The following is a 12,010-nucleotide window of genomic DNA, read 5'->3' on the forward strand; positions in this document are numbered from 1 at the left end:
GACCTATTATCGCGTCCCGATGGAATCGGGAAGGTCGCAGCTTCGAATTTCCGTTTTCGGAATAAACTCTGCCACCCCGACAAAACCTTCTTGAAATTCAAGGAGGTTTTTTTATTTGTCTATGTTGGGATAACAAAAACTAATCAGACTAATTGATTTTTCAAATAATAAAAACTTATTTTTGTGCAGTTCAAAATTTAAACTTAATTAAAATGTCTGATACAATCGAAAAAATAAAATGCCTTATTATCGGTTCTGGTCCTGCGGGTTACACTGCTGCTATTTATGCTGCCAGAGCTAATATGAATCCAGTATTATACCAAGGAATGCAACCAGGAGGTCAATTGACAACTACTAATGAAGTTGAAAATTTTCCGGGTTATGTTGATGGAGTTACCGGTCCTGAAATGATGATTCAGTTGCAGCAACAGGCGCAACGTTTTGGAGCTGATGTTCGTGACGGTTGGGCAACTAAAGTTGATTTCTCTGGAGACATTCATAAAGTATGGATTAATGATACGATTGAATTGCACTGTGAAACTGTAATCATTTCTACAGGAGCTTCGGCAAAATATTTAGGATTACCATCAGAGCAACATTATTTACAAATGGGTGGTGGAGTTTCAGCTTGTGCGGTTTGTGATGGATTTTTCTATAGAAATCAGGAAGTAGTAATTGTAGGAGCAGGGGATTCAGCTTGTGAAGAGGCACATTATTTGTCTAAACTTTGTAAAAAAGTAACCATGTTGGTAAGAAGTGATAAATTTAGAGCTTCTAAAATCATGGAAGAACGTGTGCGTAAAACCGAGAATATCGAGATTTTGATGAATCATGATACTGTTGAAGTTATTGGTGACGGAAATGTTGTTGAGGCTATCAAAGCTAAAAACAAAACTACGGGTGAGGTTTTTGATATTCCTGCAACTGGTTTCTTTGTGGCTATTGGTCACAAACCGAATACCGATATTTTTAAAGATTACTTAAATTTAGATGAAACAGGTTATATTATCAACACGCCTGGAACTTCTAAAACGAACGTAGAAGGTGTTTTTGTTGCCGGTGATGCTGCTGATCATGTGTACCGTCAGGCAATTACTGCTGCGGGTACAGGATGTATGGCGGCGTTAGATGCGGAGAGATATTTAGCGGCTAAATAAGCTGAAAAATAAAATTTGTTATTAATTAAAAAAGGCTGTTTCGTGATTTGAAACAGCCTTTTTTGTTTGTTGTTAAAGCTTGTTTTTAGACAGTTTAGCTTTGTCTGTAAATTTATTCATTTCGATTTTTGCATCTCCATATAATTCGGTTTCCGATTTTTCAGTGGCAGAAATTACGATGTCCTTTTTAGCATTTACGCTGTTTTTACTTTGTCCTTCGGCGATTAATTCGATACTTTTTATTTCTAATTTACTGGCATCAAGCTCTGAATTATTTTCTAAACGAATCAAACTGCTATTGGCTTCTCCTTCAATTTTAGCCTTGGCTTTTTGATACATGTCTAAAGCTAAATCGGTTGTTGTGACTAAGGATTTTAGTTCGGCTGATTTTGAAAGTTCCATTTTGGTGTTGCTGCTTTTTAGGTTTAATTCAATTTTAGAATCTCCGTCAGCCTGTAAAGCGAAATTTGTAATATTGGCATTCATTAAAACTTTAGAATCACCGAAAGTTTTTAAGGTGAAATTTTCACCAAGGACTTCCTGAATAGCGCTGATAACCGCATCATTTTTGGAAACAACAGTGTTTAATTCGGCGGTATAAGTGATTTTTACTTTGAGTGATTTGCTTTTTACAACGCGTTTAGAAGTTGAAATATGTAAGGTGTTGTCGGTCACATCAATATCGATGATGTCGATAAGGTTGTCGTCGGCTTCAATTTTAACCTCCGGAAATTCACCTCTTTCTAAGGAAGCTTCGATATTATCTTCAATTTCGATAGCGCTGAAATTTTTGATATTTCTTTGTTTGGAAGTCACAATTTTCGAACCGCTTATTTTGTCTTTTTTTTGCGCCAATAGTATTGTTGTGGATAAAAAAGCTACAAGTAGAATACTTATTTTTTTCATATTTAATTAATATTATTTAGGTTATTTACAAATATAAAGAAATCGCTTACTATAAGTGAGCGATTTCTGTTTTTTTAGGTGTGTTTTTCTTTATTTTTTTGAGATACTTGCTCCTGAACTTGCCGATTTTTCAATTTGTTTAGGGGTGTTGTTGTATTCCATTTTGCTGCCGCTGCTGGCATCGGCTTTTAGACTTACAATAGGATGAATGCTTGTTTTAGAACCACTTGAAGCTTCAGCTTTTATTGTGTTTGCCAATAAATCTTCAGCTTCAATTTTACTCGCGCTGGAAGTATTGGTTTCCAAATGAAGCGCCAAGCCTTTTAGATGAATTTTGCTGGCGCTACTGGCTTCGGCATTGATTTCATCAAATTCTAAGTTGGTGTCTATTTTACTCGCACTCGAAGCTTTCAGGCTAATATAATTTCCTTTTAAAATTCCTCTGGATTCTATTGTTGAAGCCGAGCTGGCTTCCAGTTCTTCAATATTTGGGATTTTTACGATTACTTTTTTGGTAGAAGCTTCTTTGGTAAAATTGCTTTTGTATCCGAAAAAAGAAAAACTGGTTTTGCTGGAACTTCCTGAAACGTACAAAGTACCGTTTTTAACTTTGGTGTTAATTTCGTCATGAAAACCTTTGTTGGTAATGACTCTTACTTCAGGGTTATCAGATTGTTCGATAATTAAAGTTATGGCATTGCTAACATTTATTTTGTTAAATGATTCGTCAAAATGTCGGGATTCATTGCTAATACTTCCGGAATATTTGACTGTTTCATTTTTCTCATAATGCATGCAGGAACCCATTGCCAAAGCAGTCAGGAAAAGCAAAAAGTAATTTTTAAACTGAAGCGTTTTCATGATTATTTGGTTTTAATTATGATTCCGTCTTTGTTTATTTTTAATTCTTTAATAGAAGTATTGTTGTTGATAACGGTGTCGGTTATCAGGTTTTGTTCTTCTGATTCTTCTGATTCGTTTTCTTCGTCAGGACAGTTAAGGCATTTGGCTTCAGTGTGTCCAACTTTGTATGCCGGTTCGTAAGCGTCATAATTTAAATCAAAGAAATCGTTGTCCGAACGGTCATAATCCTGAGCGCTTTCTTCTACTTTAAAAATCGTTCCTTCGGTGAGGAATAGGCTGATTTCAACATGTTGGTTTCGAAATTTGTTTTTCAAATCGGTTAACAGATAATTATCAAAAATCAGTTGGTTTCCGATGATTTTATAGTCGTAACGAATGCGGTCGGCATTTTGTCTGGCTTCCGCAAAAGATTCTCCTTTGGCTTCTTTTTCGATTTGAATGTAGCTGTAATTTTCGTTTGACTTTTTGATTCGAAAACGTACTTCATTCGAATAAATAATATTGTTATTGGTGGAATCGGTGGTGATTTTAAATTCGGTACGGTCGTAAATATCTTTGGAAAAATAATCATTGTGTTTGAATTTTATTACCAAAGTGTCTTGTAACGGGATGTTCAGGGGGTCTTTTTGAACTACGCGCCCGTCCATTGCAAAGGCAGAAGCTTGCTTGATTCCTAAAGAAGTAGCCAGTGCAACAGCAATAATCCAGATAGCGAGCAAGGTATATTTTGCAATTGCGCCAATCGATTTTGAGTTGGGAGCCAATAATTTAAAGCCTAATAAGGTTAGGAAAAAGAACGGAATTCCAACCGCAAAAAACATTAGCAAACCGAAAACCCAAATAGGGTATTCGGTAAAGTTGCCGGTTTCTACAAAACTCTGCCAGGGAAAATCGATAAAGCTATTGGTTCCCAATGTAAATATTCCGATTAGCAGAATCGTTAAAGTTGCCAAACCACCAATGATTAAAAGAACACCGATAAATTTGGCAATAATTCCTAATACGCTCAGGATGAAATTCCCAAGTGAGTTTCCCACGCGATTCGCACCTTTTTTGATTTGATTGCCATATTTGTCGTAATCGGCATTTTTAATTTTATCTGAAACCAATTCAAATTCTTCGCGAACTTTTTTTTCGATATTGGAAATATTTACGGGTTCGCCGGTCATTGCTATTTTTTCGGAAGTGGTTCGTGCCTCGGGAGTTACAATCCAAAGAATGATATAAGCGATAAAACCTGTTCCAACTCCGGCAAATATTAGCAATACTAAGGCAATTCGAATCCAAACCACATCAATGCCAAAATAATGACTTAATCCGGCAGCTACACCACCAATCATTCCTTTATCGCTGTCACGATATAGTTTTTTGCTTCTGTAATTAACAGAAGTATTTTGATTTTGATTTTCAAAAGCTTTAGGTTCATCTTCAATAATGTAGTCTTCAGGTTGTCCCATGATAGCGATGATTTCGTCAACTTCTCTTAAACCTACTACATGTTTATCGCTAATTTGTTTTTCATTCAATAATTCGGCAATACGGATTTCGATGTCTTTGATAATTTCGTCCTGACCGGATGAATTCTTTAAAGAACGTTTTATGGCATCAAAATAGCGCGAAAGTTTTTGGTATGCGTCTTCATCAATATGAAAAAACATTCCACCAAGATTTATGTTTACAGTTTTGTTCATGACTCTGTGTTTTGGTTTGTGATTAGATTTACAGCATTGGATAATTCGGTCCAGGTGCTGTTAAGTTCGTCTAAGAAAGTTTGACCGTCTTCGGTTAAACCATAATATTTTCGGGGTGGTCCCGAGGTGGATTCTTCCCAACGATAGGTTAATAATCCGTCGTTTTTTAATCGTGTGAGCAAAGGATAAATCGTTCCTTCCACGACTAATAATTTTGCGTTTTTTAATGTTTCTAATATTTCGGAGGTATAGGCATCTTGTTTTTTTAAAACTGATAAGATGCAAAACTCGAGAACACCTTTACGCATCTGGGCTTTTGTGTTTTCAATGTTCATGATGTAAGGATGTTTACTTAATAAAGTTAATCGTTAAAGGATACTGGTATTTTTCTCCGTTTGATGCATTTATTGCGGCAATGATAATTAGAAAAACTTCAATTATTTTAAAAATAAAAAAAATTACGATGCTAATAATGCCAATTGTTAATGCGATGTTGTTAGCCGCCCAATCGATATGGTTCAAAAAGAATTCGTGACGGTTTATAATTTCAGATAAATCCATACTGCTGAAAATTGCCGTCGAAAAGGCAGGTACTGCAATTAAAATACAAATTAAGGAATAGACCAATAAACTAAGCTGAAAATTAATGATTTGTTTTCCATGAAAGTCTATTAGTTCGGACTTTTCTTTTTTACTACTCCAAATAATGATTGGAAAAATAAAATTTCCTAACGGAATAAGGTACTGAGATAGTGCGCTTAAATGGGTTAAGGCAGCTATAGTTTTGTCGTTTTTGGTTTCCATCTTTTTAGGTTCTAGTAATTTCTTATACAAATATATGTCTAAAAACAGGTATTATGTATTACAAAGTACTTAAAATTAACAAAATATTAACTTATCTGGAGTTTGTTTAGGCAAGTAGAAAATTTTGTACATTAGTTTCAAATAAAAGGAAAAATGAAATTTACCGCAGCTCAACTCAATCGTTTTTTATTGTTTAAATTGCCTTCGGCTTACATTTGTGGTGTAAGGGTGAAGGAAATAACAGTTGAAAAATGTGTGGTGTCGGTAAAATACCGATGGATAAATCAAAATCCTTTTCGTTCCATGTATTTTGCAGTTCAGGCTATGGCGGCAGAATTATCTACAGGAGCTTTGGTCATGTTACATATTCAGCAAAGCAATCAAAATATTGCCATGTTAGTTGCAACGAATAAAAGTGTGTTTCTCAAAAAAGCAACGGGCAGGATTACTTTTGTTTGTCAAAATACACATTTGATAGAAACAGCGATTCAAAAAACGATTGAAACCGGGGAAGGTCAAACTTTTTGGTTGAAATCTATTGGCACGAATGAAAAAGGTGAACCCGTTTCGGAAATGGATTTTGAATGGACAATTAAGCGAAAATAAAAAAACACTTCCATAAAAAATTATGAAAGTGTTTTTCGGGTTTAGGGTTTGGTTAATTTGCTATTTAATAATTATTTTTCGGCTAAAAGTTCCTTTATCCGTTTGTATTTGAACCAGATAAACAGCCGAACTCAGGTTTTTAATCGGAATTTGAATACTACTTTGTTTACCATCCGAAATGTTCCATTGGTTAATATTTTGTTTCAAAATATTGAATAAAGACACCGATTGGATGTTGACATCATTAAAGTGATTTTTAATATTCAACAGCTGATTTTCATTGGTGTAATAAACAATAATGCCATTTTCTACCGGAGTTTCACTAGTTGAAGTTGTTTGGTTTACAAATGTTACAGAAAAACGTTTGTTGTATTCCCCTGCCGGTAATGAAATGGTAAAATTGTCTTTTCGTAAATCGAAATAATTTTTAGAAACATTGTCATAAAGATAAATGTCGAGCGAATTTGGAATGTTTTCCAAAGCGTCAATTTTGATAGTGCTTTCGCCTGTATCAGTGATTTTTATTCCCAAAGGAATAGTTTTGTCGCTGTTAAAATCAGGAATTCCCTGAATGATTAAAGGCTGATTTTCTAATTCCCAAAACATGTCATTTTCTTTAACGTCAATCATTCTGGCATCATAACCAAAGTCGAATTGTTCGCTGGTATTTGGATCGGTACCTACTAATATTTGACGGTGACTGCCAATAGGAGAATCAAATCCCAATCGGATTTTCATGCGTTTGTCAACCGTTTCTTTAGAAGCTATACTGTTTTTGTCATTGGTCACTTTCATAAAAATGGAGTTTCCGGATGCTTCTCTGACAAAGGCACGCTGACTGTTTTGGAATATAAAAGTTCCGCCCTGAACATTGGTTCCTGAAGGTGCATCGATAAAAAATCCCTGACCCACCGGAATATAACGTTGCGGGATTTTAGAACCTGTTGCTCCGTTGTTAACATTCAGAGGATCGTTTGCAATTGCAGCAACTCCTCCGGTTAATGTATAAGTGGCATAACCTCCTTCATATTGAGCTAAAATATGATTATTAGACAATCCAAAGTGATCCCAGAAATAAATAGCTCCTCCAAAAGTGTTGGCTGTACCGCGGCAACCGGTACAGTCTTTCATGTTGTCTTTGATAAATTCATCGGCATCCAAAGCACTCGGATAAGGATTCCCAATTAAATAGGTTTGGTTAAGTGCAATAAACTTACTGATTGTACCCGAATTAGGTTTTCCGGTGTAAATATAATTTTGTAGTGCGTCTATTGGAGCAGAACCTCCTGAACCTTTCATTGAAAAACCATCCGCAACATCAATAAGTCCGGTACTGGATTTATATTGCCATTGCCAGTAATTATCCCAGTGGGTATTTGAATCGGGAGTTAAAGAACTGTAAGTCCAAATCCATCGGTTACTAATTTTAATCGGACTTGTTAGTGGTCCGTCTGCAAAATAAGGTCCGTCACCAAAAGTGATGGTTTTAGGATTGGCCGAATCGGTTCCGTCTCTTAAAATGGTAGCCATCGAATAAGAAGAATTATTAGCAGCTCCTCGGTTACTTACGGGTGATGACCAATAGTTGTAATTGAAGCTGTTTTGTTTTCCTTGTTGGTCTCTTTCTATGTAACCGGTACTGTTTTCTTCAAAAATACTTTCATTGAATTGTGCAGCATTATAACGTTTTTGAACCAATTGCGATTCGCCTACCAAATCCATTTTACCGTCTAATTTTAAATAATGGGTAATCCATAAACCATGTCCGGGATTCGTTTCGTTTTGTGTTCCGGAATTGGTAATAATTAATTCATTAGACATTACAACAAGTCCTAAAAGAGTCAAATCCTGACTGTTAGCCGTAATTTTATGATTGGTTTTTACAATATTCCAATCAATTGGCTGATTGTTAATCCCAAGGCTGTTAGGAACATCCCAAACATCATAATTTGTCCAGGTATTATCAGTATCCCAGGTTTGATTGGAAACTCTCGAAGTATAAGGAATTGGAGCGGTTTGTTGTTCGCTCGAATTGATGTTATGCAATCTTCCGCTAACGCCTTTGTAAGCTGTTAAATCTCCGCAATTCACATTCATACGATAATATCCGGCCAAGTCATTCCATAGTAAAGGATTGTCTTCAATACCATTGCTGTCATTGTCAGTGCCGGAAATTCGTAACGGAATGACAACACCACCAACATCGCTTCCGGAGGCATCAATTTCCTGATTCATCATTTGTCTTATTTGTTCGACTCCTAAAGCTTTGTTCCAAATTTTCACTTCGTCCATCCAACCGTAAAAATAATTGACAGGAATAGTAGTCGAAGCTTGATCCATTGCACCTAAAAGGGCTTCCGTTGTACTGTTGGTTGCGGCAGGAGCGGCTCCGTTTTTGGTCGCTAATTCTAATCCGTCCACATACAATTTATAAGTAGCTCCGTCAAAAGTAACTGCGAGATGATACCATCTGCCGGTGTCAATGGAATAAGATCCGGTTGTAATGGAATTAGCCCCCGAAGCATTGTAGTAATTGAATTGTACCTGACCATTTACAATACTTAAGTCATAACCTTTAGTATTGTTTCCGGTGTCTTTTCTGGAAATTACTGTTCGTGTGCCATTCACGGCATTAGGTTTTACCCAGGTTTCAATACTAAAATTACTTGTCAGATTATAATTGTCTTTAAAAGAAACATAATCGTTATTTCCATCAAAATCAACGGATTTACAATCAATAAATGTGATGTTTTTGTCATCAAAACAACCATTAGTCAGCGTCCATCTTAGGACATAAGTTCCCGGATCGGCCGTAAAAATTGCGTCGGGGTCGGTTGTACTGGAAAAAGTTGCCGAGTTACCACAGGAAGTGCTGGTAGCGCTTATAATAGACCAGCTTCCGGTGATTCCGGTACCCAGATAATCGGTGTCACCTGATGCAGTATCGGGTACAGTATATAAATTGGCTTTCCAGGCTCCTTTGTTGTAATTGGTTACCGCTGTTTTAGTATTGTCGTAGGCATTTAGTAGGATACTGTTTTCCCCGCAATTACTGGCTAAAGGAGCATAGTCTTCTCCGGCATAAGCCAAACTGGTATTAACATTGATAAAATTGGTTCCGGCATCGTTATCGGTTCTACAACCATTAACGAGCGTAGTTACCCCATATTCTCTGATTCCCGGTGTTACAGGGGTTACAGTTGCGGTAGTTCCTTTGGCAATTACATTACCGTCTTCGTCTGTCCATTCTAACTCATCATCAACCTGTGCAAAGGCGAAACCAACATCGTCAATTGCCCAACCACTGGCTAGTGTATTTCCGGTAGTACAGTTAACATTATCAGGATTCGGTATAGTAGAGCTGCTTACAGATCCGCAGCTTGTTGTACTTCCGTAAAATTTGAACATAACTCGTAAACCGGAAAGACCTGCATATTGACCTAAGTTTAAAGTTGCCGGTAGTTTTCTGGGGTCTGTTCGACCGATACATTTATTTCCCGAACCTTTGGCTAGTTTAACCCCCGAAGTTGTTGTTCCTCCAGTTCTTGAATCGAAATCATAATTCTGGTTTGTGTTTAGTTTTACGGTATAACTGTTTCCTGAATCAAAAGAAAGCCAGATTTCGCCATATCCTCCGTTACAGAAATAATAACTGGTATTGAAACTTAAAATTGCTTCACTTGAGGTCATTCCGATAGTGCTAAAAACTGGTGTTTCTAAGGTTGTATAATTTGCAACTCCGTGAGCTATGGCAAACTTGGTATTATCAGTGGTGTCATAGTTTATTCCACTAAAGGTAGCATTGCTATTTGAATTGGTTTCTTTCCAGGTTGTTTCCGAACCATTATCACCACTTGCAGGGAAATAGCCGTCTAAACCATCTACACGCCATCCATCTGGTTGGGCATAATTGAATTTACCTCCTTTACCAAATTGTCCGGCAGGTTGATCGTAAAAACTTTCAGCATTAATAGTTACCGAATCGCCTAAACAAATATCCAGTGCCGAATGACTCACAATAATAGGAGGTTCATCTGGAGGTAAAAATCGAGCATAAGCTTCTGCAGATGTTTTTATTATCGTTGAATCATCTGCATCTGTAATTCTTAATCGTACAAAAGTATCACTGGTTAATCCGGTTAAGGTATAGGTTAATAGATTAGAAGTATTGGGTATCGTAATCCAGGTTTCACCATTGTCATTGGAATATTCCCAATTTAATACCTGTGAGGCTTGTAAATTGTAGGTACCAATTGCCTGTAGGGTAAACTGAATATCTTTAGGAGTTGTTAATCCACCCGGGCAGGCAGTAACTTCAACAAGTGCACTTGGTGGTTGTGGATTATCAGGGACAGGGTTCACAATGACACCTGTTAGATAAGTATTAAGATTTTTTGGTGGTTCTACTGTAACGGTTGCTGTACAGCTGCTGGAGTTGCCGTTTACATCGGTAACAGTCAAAGTAGTTGTGGCGGTGTAAATGTTTGGAGAATCAGCAAATACATTTGGTGAAACACTCATGGAAGCAATTCCGCAGGCATCATTTGAACCATTATCAATATCTGAAGCTTTAATAGTGGCAACACGGGTAATTGCATCGACTACCACCACAAAGTTTTTACAGATTACAGTTGGAGGAGTGTTATCAACAACGGTAATTACGGCATTACAACTACTGTTGTTTCCTCCGTTATCATAAACGGTAAATACAACATTATTTGCTCCAATATTACTACAGGTGAAGGCATTTGGAGTAACTGTCATATTAGCTATTCCGCAATTATCTGAAGAACCATTATTTAGATTAGAAGCAGCCACATTTATAGTTCCATTGGAGCTTAAATAAGCGGTATAGTTTTTACAAACCGCCGTTGGAGGAATATTGTCAGTTGCATTGACCTTAAACGTACAGCTACTTGTTCTGTTCGCATCGTCTGTAGCGGTTAAAGTTACAGTAGTTTGTGCAGCAGAGATAAGCGTTCCGGCGGCTGGACTTTGCGTAATAGTTATGTTGTTATCGCAGTTATCTGATGAAGTTGCCAAAGAAGTATAATCCTGTAAGCTATATTGGCAATTATTATTGAAAAATACGTTCTGATCTGCCGGACAGTTTATTGCTGGATTTTCATCGTCTATTACAATGATAATTTGATCACAGGAAGCTGTTAAACCGGCATTGTCAGTTACCGTCCAATTGATAGTGGTGTTTCCGGTAGGAAATTGATAAGTGTTAGTATTAATAATAACTCCGGAAACTCTGGCAACAACAGAAGAAATACCGCAGTTGTCGCTAGTCGTTGGAGTGCCAACGTTTACAGTAGTAGTACAGTCACCTGTTCCGTCAGCACTTGTGTTAACTGTTTTGTTAGCAGGGCAGCTAATCGTAGGGGGAACGTTATCGGTAACTCTTACTATTTGATTAGCAGTAGCAGTATTCCCTGAAGTATCTGTTACAGTCCAAATAACTGTTGTGTTACCTAATGGATAGGTTGTTGATGGGTGGTTATTTGTTACTGAAGCAATGGCACAATTGTCTGATGTTATTGGTGAACCCAAACTAACTCCGGTTGCTGTACATGCTGTATTTGTAGTGATATTAACAGTTGGTGGAGGGGTTATTGTTGGTTTGATATTATCGATAACAGTAATCGTTTTAGAACCTGAAACTAAGTTCCCGGCCGCATCGGTCACGGTATAATTGATTGTTGTAACACCATTATTGAAAGTGAAGGTACCTACTTGTCCAGTTGTTAATGTTTTGGTTGTTGCTCCGTTAAGTGTATAAGTAAGTGTCGCTCCAGAACAGTTATCGGAGAAAGTAGCATTAGTCACATTAATAGAAGCAGTACAAAGTCCCGCAGCAGTATTAGCTGTTTGATTTGCCCCTGGAGTTAAAACGGGATTAGTAGTGTCTTTTGCGGTAAGCACCACCGTTTTGGAATCGGTATTTCCGGCGGCATCGGTGGCGGTGAGGGTTACATT

The 12,010-nt window shown here is 37.1% G+C and carries 8 protein-coding genes; 2 read left to right on the forward strand and 6 right to left on the reverse strand.

The annotated features are described in order from the left end of the window. Window positions 1-212 precede the first annotated feature (212 nt). Window positions 213-1,157: a thioredoxin-disulfide reductase gene (gene trxB / locus H599_RS0117445; RefSeq protein ID WP_026715306.1), complete on the forward strand. Its 945-nt coding sequence runs from the start codon at window positions 213-215 to the stop codon at window positions 1,155-1,157. 72 nt (window positions 1,158-1,229) lie between these two features. Here the strand turns inward: trxB and H599_RS0117450 are convergent, their stop codons facing one another. From H599_RS0117450 to H599_RS0117470, 5 genes are all read right to left on the reverse strand, one after another. Then, window positions 1,230-2,063: a GIN domain-containing protein gene (locus H599_RS0117450; protein ID WP_026715307.1), complete on the reverse strand. Its 834-nt coding sequence runs from the start codon at window positions 2,061-2,063 to the stop codon at window positions 1,230-1,232. Between the two features lie 90 nt (window positions 2,064-2,153). After that, window positions 2,154-2,924 carry a head GIN domain-containing protein gene (locus tag H599_RS0117455; protein WP_035141883.1) on the reverse strand — a complete coding sequence of 257 codons (771 nt, stop codon included), beginning with the start codon at window positions 2,922-2,924 and terminating at the stop codon, window positions 2,154-2,156. A gap of 2 nt (window positions 2,925-2,926) precedes the next feature. Further along, window positions 2,927-4,618: a PspC domain-containing protein gene (locus H599_RS0117460; RefSeq protein WP_026715309.1), complete on the reverse strand. Its 1,692-nt coding sequence runs from the start codon at window positions 4,616-4,618 to the stop codon at window positions 2,927-2,929. Continuing rightward, entirely contained in the window at window positions 4,615-4,953 is a 339-nt protein-coding gene (locus tag H599_RS0117465) for a PadR family transcriptional regulator (protein WP_026715310.1), read from the reverse strand. The genes H599_RS0117460 and H599_RS0117465 overlap by 4 nt, the downstream gene beginning before the upstream one ends. A gap of 13 nt (window positions 4,954-4,966) precedes the next feature. Then, complete coding sequence (locus tag H599_RS0117470; protein ID WP_026715311.1) at window positions 4,967-5,422, reverse strand: DUF4870 domain-containing protein; 456 nt, start codon at window positions 5,420-5,422, stop codon at window positions 4,967-4,969. Between the two features lie 153 nt (window positions 5,423-5,575). Here H599_RS0117470 and H599_RS0117475 point away from each other — a divergent pair, with 153 nt between their 5' ends. Next, complete coding sequence (locus tag H599_RS0117475) at window positions 5,576-6,028, forward strand: DUF4442 domain-containing protein (protein WP_026715312.1); 453 nt, start codon at window positions 5,576-5,578, stop codon at window positions 6,026-6,028. Window positions 6,029-6,088: 60 nt separating this feature from the next. Here H599_RS0117475 and H599_RS20045 read toward each other — a convergent pair. Next, window positions 6,089-12,010, reverse strand: a 5,922-nt coding sequence (locus tag H599_RS20045) for a LamG-like jellyroll fold domain-containing protein (protein ID WP_035141885.1), incomplete at its 5' end; no start/stop codon positions are given.

Origin of the sequence: Flavobacterium daejeonense DSM 17708, from assembly GCF_000425425.1 — a bacterium.
GTDB classification, from domain to species: domain Bacteria; phylum Bacteroidota; class Bacteroidia; order Flavobacteriales; family Flavobacteriaceae; genus Flavobacterium; species Flavobacterium daejeonense.

Coding starts and splice junctions, on each gene's coding strand:
- trxB (WP_026715306.1), top strand. CDS start 213: ATGTCTGATACAATCGAAAAAATAAAATGCCTTATTATCGGTTCTGGT.
- H599_RS0117450 (WP_026715307.1), bottom strand. CDS start 2,063: ATGAAAAAAATAAGTATTCTACTTGTAGCTTTTTTATCCACAACAATA.
- H599_RS0117455 (WP_035141883.1), bottom strand. CDS start 2,924: ATGAAAACGCTTCAGTTTAAAAATTACTTTTTGCTTTTCCTGACTGCT.
- H599_RS0117460 (WP_026715309.1), bottom strand. CDS start 4,618: ATGAACAAAACTGTAAACATAAATCTTGGTGGAATGTTTTTTCATATT.
- H599_RS0117465 (WP_026715310.1), bottom strand. CDS start 4,953: ATGAACATTGAAAACACAAAAGCCCAGATGCGTAAAGGTGTTCTCGAG.
- H599_RS0117470 (WP_026715311.1), bottom strand. CDS start 5,422: ATGGAAACCAAAAACGACAAAACTATAGCTGCCTTAACCCATTTAAGC.
- H599_RS0117475 (WP_026715312.1), top strand. CDS start 5,576: ATGAAATTTACCGCAGCTCAACTCAATCGTTTTTTATTGTTTAAATTG.